The 20,072-nt window shown below is 69.0% G+C and carries 13 protein-coding genes, 2 pseudogenes and 1 riboswitch; of the genes and pseudogenes, 6 read left to right on the top strand and 9 right to left on the bottom strand.

Features of this window, described 5'->3' with window-relative positions; genetic code table 11:
* Window positions 1–168 precede the first annotated feature (168 nt).
* Complete coding sequence (locus EF918_RS00845; RefSeq protein ID WP_125638912.1) at window positions 169–1,599, top strand: short-chain fatty acyl-CoA regulator family protein; 1,431 nt, start codon at window positions 169–171, stop codon at window positions 1,597–1,599.
* Between the two features lie 19 nt (window positions 1,600–1,618).
* Here EF918_RS00845 and EF918_RS00840 read toward each other — a convergent pair whose 3' ends face one another.
* Both EF918_RS00840 and EF918_RS00835 read right to left on the bottom strand, forming a co-directional pair.
* The gene (locus tag EF918_RS00840; protein WP_125638909.1) at window positions 1,619–2,311 is read right to left on the bottom strand and encodes a hypothetical protein; all 693 of its coding nucleotides are present in this window, start codon (window positions 2,309–2,311) and stop codon (window positions 1,619–1,621) included.
* A gap of 63 nt (window positions 2,312–2,374) precedes the next feature.
* A complete protein-coding gene (locus EF918_RS00835; protein WP_125638906.1) occupies window positions 2,375–3,790 on the bottom strand; it encodes a short-chain fatty acyl-CoA regulator family protein in 1,416 nt (471 codons plus the stop codon).
* A gap of 379 nt (window positions 3,791–4,169) precedes the next feature.
* On the opposite strand from EF918_RS00835, the gene aceA reads away from it, so the two are divergent.
* From aceA to EF918_RS00820, 3 genes and pseudogenes are all read left to right on the top strand, one after another.
* A complete protein-coding gene (gene aceA, locus EF918_RS00830; protein ID WP_125638903.1) occupies window positions 4,170–5,453 on the top strand; it encodes an isocitrate lyase in 1,284 nt (427 codons plus the stop codon).
* Window positions 5,454–5,573: 120 nt separating this feature from the next.
* Window positions 5,574–7,171 (top strand): annotated as a pseudogene (aceB, locus tag EF918_RS37875) (malate synthase A).
* Complete coding sequence (locus tag EF918_RS00820; RefSeq protein ID WP_125638900.1) at window positions 7,168–8,052, top strand: 3-hydroxybutyryl-CoA dehydrogenase; 885 nt, start codon at window positions 7,168–7,170, stop codon at window positions 8,050–8,052. The pseudogene aceB (EF918_RS37875) and the gene EF918_RS00820 overlap by 4 nt, the downstream one beginning before the upstream one ends.
* A gap of 101 nt (window positions 8,053–8,153) precedes the next feature.
* Here the strand turns inward: EF918_RS00820 and folP are convergent, their stop codons facing one another.
* From folP to metE, 3 genes are all read right to left on the bottom strand, one after another.
* The gene (folP, locus tag EF918_RS00815; protein WP_125638897.1) at window positions 8,154–9,047 is read right to left on the bottom strand and encodes a dihydropteroate synthase; all 894 of its coding nucleotides are present in this window, start codon (window positions 9,045–9,047) and stop codon (window positions 8,154–8,156) included.
* Window positions 9,044–10,636, bottom strand: coding sequence for a malate synthase A (aceB, locus tag EF918_RS00810; RefSeq protein WP_125638979.1), 1,593 nt, complete (start codon window positions 10,634–10,636; stop codon window positions 9,044–9,046). The genes folP and aceB (EF918_RS00810) overlap by 4 nt, the downstream gene beginning before the upstream one ends.
* A gap of 513 nt (window positions 10,637–11,149) precedes the next feature.
* Window positions 11,150–13,474: a 5-methyltetrahydropteroyltriglutamate--homocysteine S-methyltransferase gene (gene metE, locus EF918_RS00805; RefSeq protein WP_125638894.1), complete on the bottom strand. Its 2,325-nt coding sequence runs from the start codon at window positions 13,472–13,474 to the stop codon at window positions 11,150–11,152.
* A gap of 167 nt (window positions 13,475–13,641) precedes the next feature.
* A riboswitch (cobalamin riboswitch) is annotated at window positions 13,642–13,868 on the bottom strand.
* 167 nt (window positions 13,869–14,035) lie between these two features.
* Here metE and EF918_RS37870 point away from each other — a divergent pair.
* Window positions 14,036–14,209, top strand: a pseudogene (locus tag EF918_RS37870) (pirin family protein); the annotation flags it as partial.
* Between the two features lie 577 nt (window positions 14,210–14,786).
* On the opposite strand, the gene EF918_RS00795 reads toward EF918_RS37870, so the two are convergent.
* The 4 genes from EF918_RS00795 to EF918_RS00780 all read right to left on the bottom strand — a co-directional run bounded on the left by EF918_RS00795 (window position 14,787) and on the right by EF918_RS00780 (window position 19,112).
* Window positions 14,787–15,218 (bottom strand): NUDIX hydrolase, encoded by a 432-nt coding sequence (locus EF918_RS00795; RefSeq protein ID WP_260609675.1) that lies wholly within the window; start codon window positions 15,216–15,218, stop codon window positions 14,787–14,789.
* Between the two features lie 122 nt (window positions 15,219–15,340).
* Complete coding sequence (locus EF918_RS00790; protein ID WP_125638891.1) at window positions 15,341–15,586, bottom strand: hypothetical protein; 246 nt, start codon at window positions 15,584–15,586, stop codon at window positions 15,341–15,343.
* Between the two features lie 225 nt (window positions 15,587–15,811).
* Window positions 15,812–18,031 carry a hypothetical protein gene (locus EF918_RS00785; protein WP_125638888.1) on the bottom strand — a complete coding sequence of 740 codons (2,220 nt, stop codon included), beginning with the start codon at window positions 18,029–18,031 and terminating at the stop codon, window positions 15,812–15,814.
* A gap of 76 nt (window positions 18,032–18,107) precedes the next feature.
* Entirely contained in the window at window positions 18,108–19,112 is a 1,005-nt protein-coding gene (locus EF918_RS00780) for a hypothetical protein (RefSeq protein WP_125638885.1), read from the bottom strand.
* Window positions 19,113–19,675: 563 nt separating this feature from the next.
* Between EF918_RS00780 and EF918_RS00775 the strand changes: the two genes are divergently transcribed.
* Complete coding sequence (locus EF918_RS00775) at window positions 19,676–20,011, top strand: hypothetical protein (RefSeq protein WP_260609674.1); 336 nt, start codon at window positions 19,676–19,678, stop codon at window positions 20,009–20,011.
* Window positions 20,012–20,072: the final 61 nt, after the last annotated feature.

Raw genomic sequence — 20,072 nt, 5'->3', positions numbered from 1 at the left:
CGGAAGGCGAAGGTGTCGATGCCTCACCCTTCCCCGTATTCGAAGCCCGTGCGACAGCTCCAACCTGCGGAATCAGTACCTTCGAATCCTGCGAATCTGCGAATCTTGCGAAAGGGGCGAGTGCTACCTTCGCAAGAGAGGAACGGGTGGAAGGAACGCTGTCGCCACATGGGACGTACGGCCGGACGGAAGATCTACGCCCACGCGAAACTGCGCAGGCTGCGACGCGAGCGGGGCATGAACCAGGTGGAGCTTGCCCGTGCCCTGGACCTGTCCACCAGCTATCTGAACCAGATCGAGCACAGCCAGCGGCCGCTCACCGCCCCGGTCCTGCTGAAGATCGCCGAGGTGTTCGGGGTCGACCCCGAATTCTTCTCCGAAGCCGACGAGGAACGCCTCACCACCGATCTGCGCGCCGCCCTGGCGGACGAGGCCGGCGGGGTCTCGGTGGCCTCCGAGGAGATCGCGGACATGGCCCGTGACCACCCGGACATCGCAAAGGCCCTCGTCGCGCTCCACCACCGCTACCGGGACGCGGCCGAGCAGGTCGCAGCTCTGGCCCCTCCCGGGGACTCGACGGTCGTGGTGCGCGCCGAACCGCACGACGAAGTACGGGACTTCTTCTACGCCCACCACAACCATTTTGACGCTCTCGACACCGAAGCGGAAGCCGTCGCAACGGCCCTGGGCGGCGGCTCTGTGTCGCGCACGGCGGACCGCCTCGCGGAAGTCCTCGCCACCCGGCACGGGGTGACCCTCTTCGAGGGTGCTCCGGACCGGTCCTCGGACGCCCGTCGCTTCGACCGCGAACGAGGCCTGCTGTTCCTGTCGCCCTGGCTGACCGACGCACAACGTGCCTTCCAGCTCGCCACCCAGCTGGCGCTGCTGGCGTACGGTCCGCTGCTCGACTCCCTTGTGGCAAAAGCCGAGTTCGACTCCGGGGCGTCCGCAGGACTGGCCAGGGTCGGACTGGCGAACTACTTCGCGGGCGCCCTCCTGATGCCCTACGGGACCTTTCGGGCGGCGGCCGAGGAACTGCGCTACGACATCGAGCTCCTCCAGGCCCGCTTCGGGGTCGGCTTCGAGACGGTCTGCCATCGGCTGAGCACCCTCCAACGCACCGGACAGCGCGGGGTCCCGTTCTCGTTCCTGCGGGCCGACCGGGCCGGAAACATTTCCAAGCGCCAGTCCGCGACCGACTTCCACTTCTCCAGGCTGGGCGGGACCTGCCCGCTGTGGACCGTCTACGAGGCGTTCTCGGCCCCGGGCCGGATCCTGACCCAGGTGGCGGAGATGCCGGACGGCAAGAAGTACTTCTGGATCGCCCGCACCGTGACCCGCGGAGGCTACGGACACCGTGCCCGCCGGGCCGAGTTCGCCGTCGCGCTGGGCTGCGAGCTCCGCCACGCGTCCCGGCTCGTCTACGCCGAGGGTCTCGCGGTGGCGGAACACTCGGCCGCGACTCCGATCGGGCTCGGCTGCCGGATCTGCGAGCGCCGCGACTGCGCCCAGCGGGCCAGGCCGCCGGCGGGCGGTCGCCTCGAGGTCGACCCCGACCGGCAGACGTACGTGCCGTACCCGGTGTTCAAGAGCGGGTGATCCGGCGCCCCGGACGGTTTCACTTCCCGCCCAGCACCTCCGCGTACTCGGTGAGCGCACCCTCCTGGTCCCAGGTCAGCTGCCGGACCTCCCAGATCAGCGAGGCTGTGTCGACCACCTTGGGCGCGAGTTCGCGAGGCTCGGCCGATGGGCGGACGCCGGTCAGCTCACCCAACACGGCGACCGGTATGCCGAGCGTCGCCGCGAAGCCGTCGAGCATCTCGGCATCGAGTTCCTTGGCACCTCGTCCCACGGCTCCGATGGTCGAGGCCGCCTTGCACACACCGGACATCAGGCACATGACCTTGGCCGCCCCGGACCAGTTCAGGTTCCGGAGCGCGAGCATCCGCAGGAGGAGCGAGCCGAAGCCCGGTGGGTACTGCTCGTACGGGCGGGGCTGCCGAGGCGTGAGCGTGTCCGCCGGCGCGGTCATGGAGCGTGCACGGGTGCGCAGCAGTTGCCTGCCGGACGGGGGCAGGACAAGGGAACGCGACAACAGGGAACTGGAAGCGCCGGCCGTCTCGTCGAAGAGCCACGCGGTCGCGGGTACGGGTAGGTCCGCGACGAGCAGGAGGTCGTGGGTGCGCAGACCGGTCCGCTTCGTGAGGTCGTCGAGGAACTCATCGGTCGGAGGCCATGCGGGCGGGAGACTGACCGCGTCCGCGAGGCGCGCCAGACGTACGTCGGGTTCGGGATATGTCGAAGGTTCCATGACCACCACGGCTGGTAGGGGCTTCGGGGCGTGTCCGCGCTGCCTGGGCCGACCCCAGATGCGTCAACTGCGGGGGGACGAGGAGTCGCCCATGACGGGGTACGGGACGAACGTGCTGCTGTTCTCGTCCACGGCCAGCGCCCGCCCGAGCGGGGGGACCGCCCGCTGCGGGCAGTCGAGGCGTTCGCAGAGGCGGCAGCCCATGCCGATGGGGGTGGCGGCCGCCGTGTTGTCGAGGTCGAGCCCGTCGGCGTACACGAGCCGCGAGGCGTGCCGGATCTCGCAGCCGAGCCCGATCGCGAAGGTCTTGCCGGGCTCGCCCCAGCCGCCGCGGTGGCGGGTGACGGCGCGGGCGGTCCACAGGTACCGCTGCCCGTCGGGCATGGCGGCGACCTGGACGTGGATGCGGCCGGGGGCGCTGAAGGCCTCGTACACGTTCCAGAGCGGGCAGGTGCCGCCCGCACGGGAGAAGTGGAATCCGGTGGCCGACTGGCGCTTTGACATGTTGCCGGCCCGGTCGACCCGGACGAAGGAGAAGGGGACCCCGCGCAGCCTGGGGCGTTGGAGGGTGCTGAGGCGGTGGCAGACGGTCTCGTAGCCGATGCCGAAGTGGTCGGTGAGCCGCTCGATGTCGTAACGGAATTCCTCGGCGGCCGTGTGGAAGACCGTGTACGGGAGGATCAGCGCGGCGGCGAAGTAGTTGGCGATGCCGATCCGGGCCAAGGGGCGTGCCTCGGATCCGGCCGGGAAGTCCTCGGCGGCCAGCCGGTCCAGCTCGTCGCCGTATTCGAGGAGGGCGAGCTGGGTGGCCATCCGGAAGGCCTGCTGCCCGGGGCGAAGCCTGCTCGACAGGTGCAGGGCGCGGCTGTCGGCGTCGTAGTGGTGCAGCCGGTCGGAGTCCGCGCTGATCCGCACACCGTGCCGGTCGGCGAGGCGGTGCGTCAGGGCGCGGATGACGTCCCCGGGGCGGATGCCGATCTCGCGGGCCAGGGCCTCGGCGGCGAGATCGGTGTCGTGGAGGTAGTTCTGCCGCCGGTAGAAGAACTCGCGGATCTCCTCGTGAGGAGAGCGCGGGGCCTCCGCCGGGCCGACACGGCCTTCGGCCGCGTCGGCGAGCCGCTCCGCAAGGAGCTGGCTGCGTCGCCCGAGGTCCAGCAGGACCGAGGCGACCGCCGGCATCCGGGTGGCCAGCTCAGCAAGGTCTGAGGAGGAGACGCGGGCTTCGGCGACCTCCTTGGCCAGTGCCTCGCGCAGGTCGGCGACCATGCGGCTGGTGTCGCGCTCCGAGAAGAACCCCGGGTCCACCCCGAAGGCCTCGGTGAGGCGCAGCAGCACCGGGACGGTGAGCGGGCGGGAGTCGTGTTCCATCTGGTTCAGGTAGCTGGGCGAGATGCCCAGCACCCTGGCCAGATCGGCCTGCGTCATGCGCCGTTCTTCACGCAGCCGCCGCAGCCGTGTTCCCGCGTAGGTCTTGCTCACCGGACTCCTCCACCGTCGGACGGGTCCCGTCAGCATACGGCGACCTGACTCATCGGTAACCTTCGCAAGCTTGGCAATTTCAGCCTCGAAGATTCGCAAACCTTGGCAGACGTACAACCTTGATGGCACCCAGTGCCAGTGCCAGAGTCGGTCCTGCGGCCAGCCGGAACCGGTGGCCGGGAAGGACCCCAGAACCTCGATTCATGCCCTGATTTCGATGGTCTGGCCCGTCCGCTCCTGGCAGATCGGCAGCATTGCTCAGCTCCGGCCCACGGGCGGGTTCGGCGGCCGCACCTTCTTCATCAGGCACAGAGTGTCAATGCACGGATCCCTGTCGGGGGCATTGGCAAGACAAGCGACGACGGAAACGGTGACGGTCATGGCAGAGGCGAACAAGGCGGCGGCCGAGCAGCTCAAGCAGCGCTGGGCGGACGACCCGCGGTGGGCGGGGATCGAGCGGACGTACTCCGCCGAGGACGTGGTCCGCCTGTCGGGCAGCGTGCGCGAGGAGCACACCCTGGCCCGGCGCGGCGCCGAGCGGCTGTGGCGGCAGCTCCACGAGCAGGACTACATCCACGCCCTCGGCGCGCTCACCGGCGGCCAGGCGGTCCAGCAGGTGCGTGCCGGGCTGCAGGCCATCTACCTCTCCGGCTGGCAGGTCGCGGCCGACGCGAACCAGGCCGGGCACACCTACCCGGACCAGAGCCTCTACCCGGTCAACTCGGTTCCCCAGGTGGTCCGTCGGATCAACAATGCGCTGCTGCGCGCCGACCAGATCGCCACCGCCGAGGGCGGCACGGACACGACGGACTGGCTCGCGCCGATCGTCGCGGACGCGGAGGCCGGCTTCGGCGGACCGCTGAACGCCTTCGAGCTGACCAAGGCGATGATCGCGGCGGGCGCCGCGGGCATCCACTACGAGGACCAGCTGGCCTCCGAGAAGAAGTGCGGTCACCTCGGCGGCAAGGTCCTCGTGCCGACCTCGCAGCACATCCGCACCCTGAACGCGGCCCGTCTGGCCGCCGACATCGCGGACACCCCGACGCTGATCATCGCCCGTACCGACGCGCTCGCGGCCACTCTGCTGACCAGCGATGTCGACGAGCGCGACGCCGAGTTCTGCACGGGCGAGCGCACCGCAGAGGGCTTCTACCACGTCCGCAACGGCATGGCTCCGGTCATCGCCCGCGGCCTCGCCTACGCCCCGTACGCCGACCTGATCTGGGTGGAGACCGGAACCCCGGACCTGGCCCAGGCCCGCGAGTTCGCCGAGGCGATCCACGCGCAGTACCCCGACCAGATGCTGGCCTACAACTGCTCGCCGTCCTTCAACTGGAAGGCCGCGCTGGACGACGACCAGATCGCCAAGTTCCAGCGGGAGCTGGGCGCGATGGGCTACCGCTTCCAGTTCATCACCCTGGCCGGCTTCCACTCCCTCAACCACGGCATGTTCGACCTCGCCCGCGGCTACGCCGAGCACGGCATGACCGCCTACGTGGACCTCCAGGAGCGAGAGTTCGCCGCCCAGGCCCAGGGGTTCACCGCCGTCAAGCACCAGCGGGAGGTCGGCACCGGCTACTTCGACCTCGTCTCCACCGCCGTCAACCCGGCCTCCTCCACCACCGCGCTCGCCGGCTCCACCGAGGAAGAGCAGTTCCACTAGGAATCTCCGCTCCGGGTCCAGCCGGGTCCAGCCCGGCGCTCTGCCGCTCGCCGTCCGACGGCGCCCGAGGGGTTCCCCCCCTTCGGGCGCCCGCCGCCCACCGCTGAGGAGAAGAACCTCATGTCACTCACGCCCCTGATCAGCAGCGTCCGGGTTCTCGGCGCGCCGGCTGAGCGCCACGAGGAGATCCTGACTCCCGAGGCCCTGGAATTCATCGCCCGGCTCGACGACGCCTTCGCGGACCGCCGTCTGGAAATCCTCAAGGAACGCCGCCGCCGCTCCGCCCACTTGGCGTCCGGCACGCCACTGGACTTCTCCCGCGCCACGGCCGCGGTCCGCGCCGACACCGACTGGCGCGTGGCCCCGCCCGCCCCAGGCCTGACCGATCGCCGAGTGGAGATCACCGGCCCGCCGGAGCGCCGCATGGCGATCAACGCACTGAACTCCGGGGCCAAGGTGTGGATGGCCGACTTCGAGGACGCCACCGCACCCACCTGGAACAACGTCATTGCCGGTCAGCTCAACCTGCTCGACGCCATCGAGCGCCGAATCGACTTCACGACCTCCGAGGGCAAGGAGTACCGCCTCGGGTCGGACCTCGCGACCATCATGGTCCGCCCGCGCGGCTGGCACCTCCTGGAAGAACACCTGGAGGTCGACGGACGGCCCGTGTCCGCCTCGCTCGTAGACTTCGGCCTGTACTTCTTCCACTGCGCGCAGCGCCAGATCGACGCCGGGTACGGCCCCTACTTCTACCTCCCGAAGTTGGAGAACCGTACCGAGGCCCGCCTGTGGAACGACATCTTCGTGTTCGCCCAGGACCTCCTCGGCATCCCGCGCGGCACGGTCCGCGCCACGGTCCTGATCGAGACGATCACGGCCGCGTTCGAGATGGAGGAGATCCTGTACGAGCTGCGCGAGCACAGCGCCGGCCTCAACGCGGGCCGCTGGGACTACCTGTTCAGCCTCATCAAGACCTTCGGCCACCGCACCGACTTCCAGCTTCCCGACCGCGCCGCCGTCACCATGACCGCCCCCTTCATGCGGGCGTACACCGAACTCCTCGTCCGCACCTGCCACAAGCGCGGAGCCCATGCCATCGGCGGCATGGCCGCCCACGTCCCGAGCAAGGACCCGGACGCGAACGCCGCGGCGTTCGCGAAGGTCCGCCTCGACAAGGAGCGGGAGGCCGAGGACGGCTTCGACGGATCCTGGGTCGCCCACCCCGGCCTCGTCCCCCTCTGCCGCGAGATCTTCGACGGCGTCCTCGGGGACCGGCCGAACCAACTGGAACGCACCCGGGAGGACGTCGAAGTCACCGCCGCCGACCTGCTGTCCGTGCGCAGGATTGCCGCCCCGCCGACCTCCGAGGGCATCCGCTCGAACATTGCCGTGGCCCTGCGCTACTTCGACGCCTGGCTGCGCGGCAGCGGCGCCGTCGCGCTGAACGGCCTGATGGAGGACGCAGCCACCGCCGAGATCGCCCGCGTCCAGATCTGGCAGTGGCTGCGCCACGACCGGGTGGACCGGACACGGTCATCGACCTCCTCGACGCCGAATGCGCGACCCTGGAGGCCGAGGACCCGCAGGCGCTCGCCCTCGAAGCCCGGGAGGTCTTCGTGGACTCCGCGCTCTCGATGCAGCTCCCGCTGTTCTTCACGCCCGACGCCTACACCCGTCACCTGGTCCGCCGTGCCCCCGCGCAGGTGAACGCGTGAACGCCCTCCTGCAGCCTGCCGGTATCCGGCGTGTCGGTGTCGTCGGCGGCGGCCAGATGGGCGCGGGCATCGCCGAGGTGTGCGCCCGCGCCGGCCTCGACACCGTCGTCGCCGAAGCCGACGCCACCGCCGCCCGTGCCGCCGGCCAGCGCGTGGCCGTCTCCCTGGAACGAGCGGTCCAGCGCGGCAAGCTCGACCGGATCTCCGCCGAAGACGCCCTGGCGCGCCTCGTCTTCACCGGGGACCTGGAGGACCTCGGCGACCGGCAGCTCGTGATCGAGGCCGTCACCGAGAACCCCGAAGCCAAGACGGAGATCTTCACGGCCCTCGACAAGATCGTCGCGGATCCGGAAGCGATCCTCGCCACGAACACCTCAGCCATCCCGATCATGCGCCTGGGCATGGCCACCGGCCGCGCCGACCGGGTCGTGGGACTCCACTTCTTCAACCCCGTACCCGTCCTCCCCCTGGTCGAGGTCGTCTCCTCCCTCCACACGTCGGCGGACACCATCACCGCAGTCGAGACGTTCGCCCGTGATGCCCTCGGGAAGACCACGGTCCGGTCCCAGGACCGGGCAGGCTTCGTCGTCAACGCGCTGCTGATCCCGTACCTGCTCTCCGCCATCCGCATGGCCGAGTCCGGGTTCGCGAGCGCCGCCGATGTGGACGCCGGCATGGAGCTGGGCTGCGCCCACCCCATGGGCCCGCTCAAGCTCGCCGACCTGATCGGCCTGGACACCGTCGCCGCGATCGCCGAGTCGCTGTACGAGGAATTCAAGGAGCCCCTGTACGCCCCGCCCCCGCTGCTCCAGCGGATGGTCCAGGCCGGGCTGCTCGGCCGCAAGAGCGGCCGCGGGTTCCACACATACGGCCGGGTCTGAGGGGCCTGGCACGACTCCGGGGCTGAGGGTGCGCCGGAGGTGGTCGGGAACGGTGGGTGGTGTGGCGAGTGGTGTCGTCACACCCCCACCGTTCCTCATTTTCAGCCGGCAGCAGCGATCGCGTGAGCAACCTTGACCGCGTCGACCGTCGCACGGGCGTCATGGACCCTGACGGCCCAGGCACCCTGGTAGGCGGCGATCGCCGAGAGGGCAGCCGTGGCGGCGTCCCGTCCATGCGCGGGTGGTGGTGTGCCGTCCGCGTCGGCCAGCACGTGTCCGAGGAACCTCTTCCGGGAGCCCGCAACCAGGACGGGACGGCCCAGCGAGCACATCTCGGCCAGGCCCGCGACCAGGCGGAGGTCGTGCTCGGCCCGTTTGGCGAAGCCCAGTCCCGGATCGATCACCAGTCGCTCCCGGGGGATGCCTGCGGCCACTACGGCCTCGACACGGGCTCCGAGTTCCGCGACGACCTCGCGCACCACGTCCTCGTACACCGCGCGGCTGTTCATGTCGTGGCTGAACCCCCGCCAGTGCATGACCACGAAGGGGACTCCGCCGGCCGCCACGGCCGGGACCATCGCGGGGTCGGCCAGGCCCCCGCTGACGTCGTTGACCAGGACAGCGCCCGCGTCGATCGCCCGTGCGGCGACGGAGGCGCGCATGGTGTCGACGGACACGAGGACACCTTCTGCCGTCAGGTCTCGAACGACCGGGATGACGCGCCGCAGTTCTTCCTCCTCGTCGACACGGGAGGCGCCGGGGCGGGTCGACTCGCCGCCGACGTCGACCAGGTCGGCGCCCTCGGCCACGAGGTCCAGACCGTGCTTGACGGCAGTTGCCGCGTCGAACCAGTGACCGCCGTCGGAGAAGGAGTCGGGGGTCACGTTCACGACGCCCATGACCGCGCACCGGTCCCACTTCGGCAACCCCGCGACGACGCGTTCCTCACGGCCGCTCGTGCGCGATGTACCCGTCCGGGTGCTGAACGAACTCATGACGACACCGCCACACGGCGGACGAGGTGACGGCGGTACGCCTCGGGGGTGAAGAAGGCAGGCAAGTCACGCATGACAATCGACCGTTCGAGGACCTCACGGGCTTCTGACACCCGCGCGCCGGGCTGCTCCCGGGCCAGGGCGGCGGATTCGGTGTCGATCAGACCACGCAGCTCCTCCCGGGAGATCAGGCGATGCCGCGTCCACTGCCAGAGCCGGGCTCGGGCGATCTCGGCCGTGGCAGTGTCCTCCAGCAGCCCGTCCAGAGCGACGGCACCCCGACCCCGCAGCCAGGCATCGAAGTAGCGCAGGGCGACGGACACGTTCGACCGGATCTCTTCCCTCGACGGCGGCAGGGCTGAGCGGCGTACGGACAGCAGATCGGTGGTGCTCACCCGCACGCCGTCAAGTGCGCGGTGAATCTGGTGCGGGCGGCCGGCGAGAACTGCGTCGAAGGCCTCGCGGCAGACGGACACCAGGGCGGGGTGTGCGATCCAGGCTCCGTCGAAACCGTCTCTGGCCTCACGTTCCTTGTCGAGGCGCACCTTGTCCACCATGGCCTGGCCGGCCGCGGGGCCCTTGTGCGGGAGGTGGGCCGCGACGCCGCCGATCGCGTGGGCGCCGCGCCGGTGGCAGGTGCGGACGAGCAGTGCGGCGTACGCCCTCATGAAGGGCGCGCTCATGGCGATCTCGGTGCGGTCCGGCAGCAGGAAGCGAGGGTGGTGGCCGAAGGTCTTGATGAAGCTGAAGAGGTAGTCCCAGCGGCCGGCGTTGAGGCCGGCGCTGTGCTCGCGCAGTTCGTAGAGGATCTCCTCCATCTCGAACGCGGCAGTGACCGTCTCGATGATTGCGGTGGCCCGGATCGTGCCGCGCGGGATGCCGAGGAGGTCCTGGGCAAGGAGGAACACGTCGTTCCAGAGGCGTGCCTCGTACCGGTTCTCCAACTTGGGGAGGTAGAAGTACGGGCCGGAGTCGCTGTCGATCCGGTGCTTCGCGCAGTGGAAGAGATAGAGGCCGAAGTCGACCAGGGACGCCGACAGGAAGCGGCCGTCGACCGTCAGGTGCTCTTCTTCCAGGTGCCAGCCGCGGGGGCGGACCATGATGGCTGGCAAGGCTGTGCCAAGTCGGTACTCCTTGCCCTCCGGGGTGGTGAAGTCGATGCGCCGCCGACACACATCGAGGAGGGTCAACTGGCCGCCGACGATGTTCTCCCAGAGAGGGGAGGTGGCGTCTTCGAAATCAGCCACCCACACCCGGGCACCGGAGTTCAGGGCGTGGACCGCCATCCGGGGAGTCGGCGGACTGGTGATCTCCACACGGCGGTCGGTCAGGCCCGGAGCCTGCGGTGCGACCCGCCAGTTGGGGGCGTCACGGACGGCCGAGGTGGCACGGGGAAAGCCCAACGGGGATCCCGAGGCGAGGCGGTCCGCACGGTGGCGGCGCGCCGTGAGGATCTCGCGGCGGCGGTTCGCGAACGCGGCGTCGAGCCGCGCCAGGAACTCCAGCGCCTCCGGAGTGAGGATCTCGCCATGGCGCTCGCCCGGAGGGCCGAGGACCTCGACGCGGCGAGTCGGTGTGCGGGTGGACATGTTGACTGTCTCCAAACGTGGCCGCTTTCGCGGGACCCCTGGACCGAGGACGCTGCCTTGCCGGCCAGGCGTAGACAGTTCAATGCCTACGCCGTCGCGGGGAACGGCTGCGGGGATTCCCCGCAACGCGCCTGGCGCGGTGCAGGAGTTCGGGTGCTGAAGCGAGCAGGACGGCAATGGGGGGCGCGGCACTTCCGGCCGAGTGGTGACACCCGGCACGGTCATCTGCCTCGAGTGCGGCGACCAGCGTCGAAAGGAACTCGGTCGTGTCCCTCAGGGTGTCGCGCACCACGCGCAGCCGGGCCCCCAGTCCGCCCACCTGCCGGCGCATGGTCATGAGGCCGGCGTATTCCTTGGGGGTCAGAGCCACCATGAGCTGCCCGTCGACCATGACGTGCAGGGTGTTCCGCTTCGCCACCTGAGACCTTCCCGTCTGCCGGGCCTGCGTCGCTCCTGTCCGGTCGTGGCCGGTCTGGGCCGGACGCCGAGGCGTCCGGCCCAGACCGCGCGGCATCAGCCGTTGTCGACCGCCAGCTCCGCCCTGACCTCGCGGGCGGCGGCGACAAGGTTCTCCAGGGAGGCTCGGGTCTCGGTCCAACCACGCGTCTTCAGACCGCAGTCGGGATTCACCCACAGTCGCTCGGCGGGGATGGCATCCAGGCCCTTGCGTAGGAGTCCGGCTGCCTCGTCGGTGCTCGGGATGCGCGGGGAGTGGATGTCCCAGACGCCCGGGCCGGCCTCACGGGGGTAACCGTGCTCAGCCAGCTCGTCCGCGACCTGCATGTGGGAGCGGGCGGCCTCCAAGCTGATGACGTCGGCATCGAGGTCGTCGATGGCCTGCACGATGTCGCCGAACTCGGCGTAGCACATGTGCGTGTGGATCTGGGTGTCCGGCCGCACACCACTGGTGCTGAGCCGGAACGACTCGGTCGCCCAGGCCAGGTACTCCGCGTGATCCGCGGCCCGCAGGGGCAGGGTCTCGCGCAGCGCCGGCTCGTCGACCTGGATGACCGAAGTGCCTGCGGCCTCCAGGTCGTTCACCTCGTCGCGCAGGGCCAGCGCCACCTGGCGGGCGGTGTCGCCGAGGGGCTGGTCGTCGCGTACGAACGACCAGGCGAGCATGGTGACCGGACCGGTGAGCATGCCCTTGACCGGCTTGGACGTCTGAGCCTGCGCGAACGTCGTCCAGCGGACGGTCATCGGCTCGGGCCGGGAGATGTCTCCGGCCAGGACGGGCGGGCGGACGTAGCGCGTGCCGTAGGACTGCACCCAGCCGTGCTGCGTGGCGACGTAGCCGGTGAGCTGCTCGGCGAAGTACTGCACCATGTCGTTGCGCTCGGGCTCGCCGTGCACCAGCACGTCGACGCCGGTCTTCTCCTGGAAGGAGATGACCTCGCGGATCTCGTTCTCGATCCGCTCCTCGTACCCGGCCGCGTCGATGCGGCCGGCCCGCAGGTCGGCACGAGCCACGCGCAGCTCGTCGGTCTGCGGGAACGAACCGATGGTGGTGGTGGGCAGTACGGGCAGCCCCAGGTGGGCGCGCTGCGCGGCAGTGCGCTGCGCGTAGGGCTGGGAGCGACGGCCGTCCGCGTCGGTGATCGCGGCGGTGCGGGCGCGGACGGCGGGGTCGTGGGTGATGGCGGAATGGGCGCGCGAGGCGAGGTCGGCGCGGTTGGCGGCCAGCTCCGCGGCGATCACGTCGGTGCCCTGGGCGAGGCCGCGGGCGAGGGTCGCGATCTCGGTGGTCTTCTGGCGGGCGAAGGCGAGCCAGCGCCGGATCTGAGGGTCGATGTCCCGTTCGGCGTTGGCGTCGAGCGGGACGTGCAGCAGGGAGCAGGACGCGGCGACATCGACCTGGTCGGCGAGGCCCAGGAGGGTGCCGAGGGTGGTCAGGGACTTCTGGTAGTCGTTGATCCAGATGTTGCGGCCGTTGACGACGCCCGCGACCAGGCGCTTGCCCGGCAGCCCGCCGACCGCGGCGAGGGCGTCGAGGTTCGAGGCGGCGGAGTCGGTGAAGTCGAGGGCCAGACCCTCGACCGGGGCGGCGGCGAGGATCTGGAGGGCGTCGCCGAGCCGGTCGAAGTACGAGGCCACGAGCAGCTTGGGCCGGTCGGTCAGCGCGCCGATCTCCCGGTAGGCACGGGCGGCGGCGTTCAGGTCGGCCGGGGTGCGGTCCTGGACCAGGGCGGGCTCGTCGACCTGCACCCACTCGGCTCCGGCGGCGCGCAGGTCGGCCAGGACCTGGGCGTAGACGGGCAGCAGCCGGTCGAGCAGGGTGATCGGCTGGAAGTCGGCGGCCACGCCGGGGGCGGGCTTGGCGAGCAGCAGGTAGGTAATGGGGCCGACGAGGACCGGGCGGGCCGCGTGGCCCAGCGCGAGGGCCTCCTTCAGCTCGGCGACCTGCTTGGTGGAGTCGGCGGCGAAGACGGTGTCGGGACCGAGTTCGGGCACCAGGTAGTGGTAGTTGGTGTCGAACCACTTGGTCATCTCCAGCGGGGCCACGTCCTGCGTGCCGCGCGCCATCGCGAAGTAGCCGTCGAGCGCGTCGGCGCTGACCGCCGTCCGGTGCCGCTCAGGGACAGCGCCAACCATCACGCTGGTGTCGAGTACATGGTCGTAGTACGAGAAATCACCGGTCGGTACCTCGGTGATGCCGGCGTCCGTCAGCTGCTGCCAGTTGGATCGGCGCCGGTCGGCTGCGGTCTGCCGGAGGGCGTCGGCGGTGACGCGGCCCTTCCAGTAGCCCTCGATGGCCTTCTTCAGTTCGCGGTTCTGACCCTGGCGGGGATAGCCGTACACGGTGGCTCGTGCTGCCGCGGCTGCGGGCTTCGCTGTCACGGAACTCTCCTTCGCGAGATGTGTCCAGAACATCCCGGACGACGGGACGCGGACGCGAAGGGACGACAGAACGCGCGGACCACGTTGCGGGAAAGGACACCGCAGGTACCGCTCGCTGTGTACGCCGACCCGCCCACGAGGTCACCGGGATATCCGCGCGCGGAATCGTCCGCGTGCGGGCAACGGGCAGGTCTTCGGACTCGCGGGCACGCCTGCCGGTCTCCCGGCGGGCACCTACTGGCCGTCGCTTCCCAGGACCGTTGTCCGGTCCCAGTGCGTATGACGGCGGTCGTTCCCGCTCACCGCTGCGGGGCAGTCCCGGATTCCCACCGGGTTCCCTCTTGCGACGCATCCCGCCTGGCGGACGGGGCGAACCAGCTGCCCGGCCAGACTAGGGTGCCGGATCGCTCAGCGGCGAGTGTTATCCAGCATTCGGACAGTGAAATGAGACGGCCTGCTGGGAGTGAGGGCGGCTCCGAGAACGTCCCGCCAGAGGGTCGCGCATGCTGACTTTTGCTGACTTCCGGCGACTCGTAACCCTCTGACCTGCGGAAATGCTCTGAGATCCAATGGTTCTGGAACTGGATCGGACGGTCACACGATGATATCGCGCAGGCCCGCGAAGACTGGATGAACGGGTCCCGATTCGGCGAGGTGAAGGGCTACGACGGCCCTCCGATTCCGTCCCCCGAACTCCCGCCGACGCACCTGAAACCCAGGGGAAGGGTGCGTTGACCTGCTGGTCTATGTGGGGTGAGGGTCGGGTGCTGTGCTCGCTCCCGGCCCTCCGGTTTTGACTTCGCAGGAGAGGCAGCCGGACATGGTGCGAGCGCCTTCGACGCCGATGATCGAGTCTCATGTGTCGCAGGCTGTAACCAAGTTTGGTCGAACGAATGCTGACCTTTTGCTGACTTTACTGACGAGTAGTTAGGTCTAGTCGCTGGCTGGTCGAGCCCTCATGCCTCCGAAGGGCAGTGGTGGCTGCCGCTGCGCCGTCGGCTCCTACGATCGTGCCGTCGGACCCGGCGGGGGCGTTCGATCCGTGGATGGAGCGTGCGTGGCGGATCTTGTGCGCAAGTGACAACGCCCTCGCCTGTCCCCTCCCTCCGCCAGGATGTGACGGAACGCCGTGTGCGCGACGGAGGCCTACGGTTCGGAGGCGACTGGATGTTCGCGCGGGGTGGCCTCTCTGAGATTGTGTGACCGCGTCCACGGGTCCTACATCCCACCGGTGTATGGGTCGCCAGGAGAGGGCACCGCCCATGGACTGCCGCTGTGGGGCGCCGAGGCATTCTCGCCCTGGTAGCTGTGGTCAACGTCGAAGGGCGACGTCCAGGTATCGCTGGACCGGCTCGAAGAGTCCGTACGGGATGTACTGCGGGATCTCCGGCAGGGTCACCCACGCGACCTCAGCGATTTCATCGGCGTCCGCCACGTGTGCGGCCCCACCGACCACCTCGCAGGCCGTGTAGGACACGTGCCGACCGGTGATTGGATGCACCCGCTCGCCCAGCGGAGCGGCGGCGGCCACCTCCAGGCCAGCCTCCTCCTTCGTCTCGCGGGCGGCGGCTTCCTCGCAGGACTCGCCCGGTTCGACTTTGCCCGCCGGGAACTGCCACGAGAGCTGGCCCTCTGCAATTTGTCGCCGTACGAGCAGCACTCGACCCTCGTAAACCACAACGGCCCCGGCAACCCGACGCTCAGGTTGGGCATCGCCATTCACCGACGCCTGCCGGTCACTCACGGCAGCCGCCGTCGTTTGGGGCGAGAAGGCGCTCTAATGTCGGCGGGAGGTCGGGGCATGGTGACTTTCGCGAACCCCTCGTTGTTACTGCGATGCGTCGCATGGGTGCGGCTCTCTGATCCTCATCCCTCGAAGAGCGTTTCTTCCACCGCGGCCGGCGCCGCTGCCTCCTGCTGTGCGCGCTCGAACTCAAGCTGCCACGCTCGTGCTTCGGCGTAAGCGACGTGGACCATGCTGCCCGGACAAAGCACCAGTGCCCGGGGCTCGATCTTGTGGTCTTTGACCGATCCGTACCCGATTCGTTTGGTGGGCAGCAAGGCGTGCGGAACGGAGCAGGAGGGGCATGGGGCCTTCGGGAGGGTCGCCATGTCACCAGGATGGCCTAATAAGTTCCGGCGCGGGAGGGAGCGCACGAGCGCGCATCGCGGCACGTCGGTTGGCAGCTTCCTGTAGCCCATCATGATCACTGGTGTCGTGGCCAGATGCTAGCCAGGCTGATGGCGCAGGTTCCGCTTGAACACGGCACCCTGAAACGTCGCGCGGCGACGTTGCCTGATGCCCCGCGCCCGGGGTGGCATCCGTTGCGGGGCGAGCTACGGCCTTCGTCGTCGGCTTTGCTGCGCCCGTGCCTGTGCCTCGGCCTGGCGGTCCCGTTCGGTGCGCGCTTCCGCCAGGCGAGGCCGGAGGTCGGGTTCATGCAGGACGAGAAGTTCGAGACCCGCCATTCTGCAATGTTCCCGTGCTTCCTCCAGGAGCGGGTCGGGGATGATGTCAATTGCCGCCATGACGTGCACGTCGGCCTTGAGACGGTGGCTGAGTTCGACGTCGCGCCTGATCTGGCCTTCCTTGGCGAACTCGGAGGCGCTGACCTTCGCCTCGCCTGCGAGGACCTTTCCCTTGTAGACGCCGAAGATGTCGACTTCTTTCGTGTCGCCATCTCCGAAGACAACGTCGACGCCGGGGAGGAAGTGTGAGTCGGGGGCGCGCTCTTTCAGGGCGGCGACGACGAGCAGGTGGGTGAGCACGCCGTTGTCAACGGCTCGGTCGATGAACCCGTTGAGGCGATACATGATCTCGACGGACTTGCCGTTGTCCCGCCCGTACCGATCCGGTGCCGAGCAGGCAGGGCAGACCGCCTGGCCGGTGCTCGCTTGTAGCGGGATGAAGCTGTTTAGTTTGCACTGCTCGCAGTCCAGTCCAAGCCCACGCTCGGCCCATCCCTGTTCACAGGCCCTCTCGAGAGCGGGGGTCACCTGTTGGGGTCGCCAGTTGTTCAGGGCGTTCGTAGCGGAGCGGAACTTCCGGTCCATGCGTCCGCCGAATTCGCGGGCGAGCTCTTTGGCATCCTCGAGTAGGATGCGCCCGGGAATGCGATGGTCCAGCGCCTTGATGAAGTGCTCGGTGCGCTCGGTCTTGAGGGCGGTGAGGGATTCCACGACGAGTAGGTCGAGAAGTGCACCGACGTCGGACTGCTGGGAGATGGTGACGCCGATCTTGCCCGGCGTCGACAGCTCGAACCGGTTGGTGGTTTCGTTCAGGAGTCGAGGTACGACCTCCACCAGCTTCGGGATGGTGAGAGTCAGCCGAGGCCAGTCCAACCACGGCAGGGAAACGGGCATCTGTAGTTGGTCGCCGTGCCAGGACGCCGGAAATCGAATCTGGCCCCTGCCTTGTTCCGTGATCATACGAGCGACCACGGGATGCTTTGGAAGGCCGTTGAAGGGCTCTCCGGCAAGGCGCAGCAGACCGGCTGCGGGGTGCTGCAGGGTGACGGGCAGCTTGACGTCGAACCGGCTGGGCCCGGCGAACTGATGGAAACCGCTGCGCTTCATGGCACCCCACCGGCGATCAAAGAGCCATCCTGAAGAGACGTCCAGGTTGATCGCGTAGGTCAGAGGCTCAGGAGCCTCAGCAAGACGGCTGTGGCGGATTTCATGGTCGAACGATGCGACGAGACCGGCCTGATGCGCCGCTTCGTGCAGGTCATCTTCCGCAACGCTCTGACTGATGAAGACGACGTCCGGTTGAACGCGGAGCCCCGAGTGGACCTGTGCCAGCCGGATGTCGCGCGCGAAGTTGGTCCAGTTCTTCGGTGCATCGTCGGGGAACAGCAAGAGGGGCATCTCGGTGTGTACGTGCAAGCGCAGAGCGCGAGCATTCCAAAACCACAGGACGTCGGGCAGAGAATCCGGCCGGGCGACGACGACAACGATCGGCAGCTCGTCATGCACGCTCTGACTTGAGCGCTGGTGTTCCTGAAAGCCGGCCATACCTTGCTGTAGGGCCGTGGCGCCGGTGCTCTGTGCGGCACCGAGGAGAGTGTCCTGCGCGGGGATCACGGGACTTTGGTACGCGGCTTCGTCTGGAGCGTGGTAGATACCCGCCACTGCCACGGCCCAGAGCGGTCCCTCCGGATCTGCCCGGAAGCAGGTGTCCGCTGCTGGCCCGATCAGGTTGTGGCAGGCAGCCTCAGGCCGGCTCGTGAACTGCCAGATTCCTGTCGAGCCCATGGCGTCGAGGGCCACGAGCGGAAGATTCCAGAAGTCGGCAAGTTCCCGAGCACGTCCAGGGTCGGCGTTCACATTGACGAGCGCTTGGACATCCGCAACTCGGATCAGCTCCGCCGCCGCGACGGTGTCGGCATCCGTAGAGGCTTCGATGATCGGCTCGGTCATGCCGCCCCAGCGTTGGGTCGCCGCCCGCACCGCCGCCCGGAAACCGCTCGTGCTGCCTTCAGCGATGAGGTAGACCACCCTCGCGGGAAGAAGGGCTACTTCGATGAGGCGGTGGCCAAGATACTCCTGGTGCTCCATTGAGCCACCCAACCAGAGAGTGGTTCGCGGCGTGGCAGGTTTGCCGGGCTTCGTTGGGACCGAGGCTGTGGCCGTCTTACCGCCAAGGTGCCTGGGCGCGCTGTGCCTGTTGCTGCGTGGAGGCGGCGTCTGCGCGGGCCATGAACAGGAGGTGGGGGAGCCTGCCGGCTGCTTGGGTGTTCCACCAGCAGTGGGCGTCGGGTGAGAACGCTGCCCTGGGGACGTTGTCGATGGCTTCTTGGTACACGGTTGGCGAGTCGTGCCATTCGGTGTCGCCGATCACTCGCAGGGAGCGGCGCGAGAGACCGTCGAGGAGGGTGAAGAGCCGGGGGACTGCCGTGAGACGGTGTTGGCTGGAGCCGGCTGGGCGGACACCGCCTGGATATTGGGCCCAGAGGAGGTACTGAGCCGGCCACGGGAGATCGATCCCCTCGCGTCCGTCGTAGGCCACGACCACCGGCTCGGCCATGGAAGCAGCGATGCCGGTGACCATTCCGCGTCCGACATGGTGCAGTTGATCGGTCAGCCTGACCACCCACGGTTCATCCTGTAGGTCGCGCTTGATCAACCGCTCCAGGGCGGCGTGCGCGCGCGCCCAACGTGCCGCTACTGGGGAGGCGTGGCTTCCCTGCTCGGCAGGGGTGAGACGCATCAGGGCATTGAGCCAGCTCTCGCACCACCGGTCGAAGCCGGACTGGTAGCCATAGCGTGCAGTACCCGATGACGACTCCTTCACCTCCTGCGCGTCGAGGGCCTGCTCGCAGATCTCCTCCCAGGTCTCCTGCCACGGGAGCCGGAACTTCCCGGGCCGACGGCTTCGGAAGTCTGAGTCGAGGAGCGCGCCCGTCCCGATCAGGAGCAGCTCTTCCTGAGCCTTCCCGCTGCCGTAGGCGTCGGCATGGAGTTCTGTCAACCGATCACGGGCGGCGCCCAGTGCTGAGAGAGGCTTTCGCAGGAGGCGATGGGCGTCTCTCGGGTTGCTCCAGTCCGGCCCGTGGAGGCCGAACGTGAGGACGTCGCAGTACGCCTCCAGGTCATGCCCGGAGGAGAGCCGGCCCGCGAGTGCCGCCAGTTCCTCCATGCGTGAGATCAGACGGCGGGCCTGCGTGTAATAGTCGGGGAACGGGTTGGGGCAACGCCGGCACCCCCCGGGCTCCGGAACTTCGGCCATGCTTCCACGATCCGGCACCTGCAGGCTGACGCCAGCCCGCTGGGGAGGAACACGGAACGCCCTGCACTCCGCCGACAGATGAAGCACCGAGCCGCTCGCCGTATGCCACAGCGGTACGTCCATTCCCGCCAGAGGGCCCAATGGCACGTCGTGTGCCGTGGGCAGGGGTACCTGGTCATTTGCTGCAACGCTCGCGGACACGCTCGTGAGCTCCTGCCTCGGGATGCCGAATGCGTACCGCACCAGCCTGTCGTACGCCCGGGCGCCACGGCGCAGCTTTCGCCGATCGAGTGACGGCGCCGAGGTCCAGCCCCGATGGAGTGGTTCCACCGATCGGCTATCGGCCTTACGGTCCGGGGCGGCGGGAGGCCACGCGGAAGAGACGGGGCTGGAAGTCGGGGGAAACGTTGATCGAGGTCGGGCGTGGCTGGCGTCACAGGGACCTCCCGAAGGTGAGCCGAAGGCGGCCTGACATGATCCCGCTCACGGAAAGGGAGGTCGGCATGGGATTTGGCCTGTACGTCGCGGTGCCCATCGGTGTGATCGCGTTGTTGCTCGCCGCCTCCGGTGTGGCGGCGCTCAGCCGTGGCTGGCTGCTGCCCTGGCAGCGCCGGCACATCGTCCGGCTGCGCCTTTTCGGCTGGGCTCAGCTGTTGATCGCCGCCGCGCTGGGTTCTCAGGTGATCGGTCTCCTGGCGGTCGATCCCGCCTACCGTTCCGTCGCCACCATGCCGGGTGTGGTGGTCCTCCTCCTCGGTCTGGTGCTGATCACGAGGGCTCAGCGCCCGCCGCATGCCCGGCAGGGCTGACACGACGCCGGCCGCACGATCCGTGAGCCCCGCGCAGCAGGGACTGCGGGAGAGCACCATG

This window comes from Streptomyces sp. WAC06614 (assembly GCF_003949795.1).
GTDB lineage: Bacteria > Actinomycetota > Actinomycetes > Streptomycetales > Streptomycetaceae > Streptomyces.
Note: the sequence above shows the minus strand (reverse complement) of the source record. Positions and strands in the feature narration are given on the sequence as shown.

Coding starts and splice junctions, on each gene's coding strand:
- EF918_RS00790 (WP_125638891.1), bottom strand. CDS start 15,586: ATGGCGACCCTCCCGAAGGCCCCATGCCCCTCCTGCTCCGTTCCGCAC.
- aceB (WP_125638979.1), bottom strand. CDS start 10,636: ATGTCCACCCGCACACCGACTCGCCGCGTCGAGGTCCTCGGCCCTCCG.
- EF918_RS00785 (WP_125638888.1), bottom strand. CDS start 18,031: ATGGAGCACCAGGAGTATCTTGGCCACCGCCTCATCGAAGTAGCCCTT.
- EF918_RS00775 (WP_260609674.1), top strand. CDS start 19,676: ATGATCCCGCTCACGGAAAGGGAGGTCGGCATGGGATTTGGCCTGTAC.
- aceA (WP_125638903.1), top strand. CDS start 4,170: ATGGCAGAGGCGAACAAGGCGGCGGCCGAGCAGCTCAAGCAGCGCTGG.
- EF918_RS00845 (WP_125638912.1), top strand. CDS start 169: ATGGGACGTACGGCCGGACGGAAGATCTACGCCCACGCGAAACTGCGC.
- EF918_RS00840 (WP_125638909.1), bottom strand. CDS start 2,311: ATGGAACCTTCGACATATCCCGAACCCGACGTACGTCTGGCGCGCCTC.
- EF918_RS00780 (WP_125638885.1), bottom strand. CDS start 19,112: ATGGAGGAACTGGCGGCACTCGCGGGCCGGCTCTCCTCCGGGCATGAC.
- folP (WP_125638897.1), bottom strand. CDS start 9,047: ATGAGTTCGTTCAGCACCCGGACGGGTACATCGCGCACGAGCGGCCGT.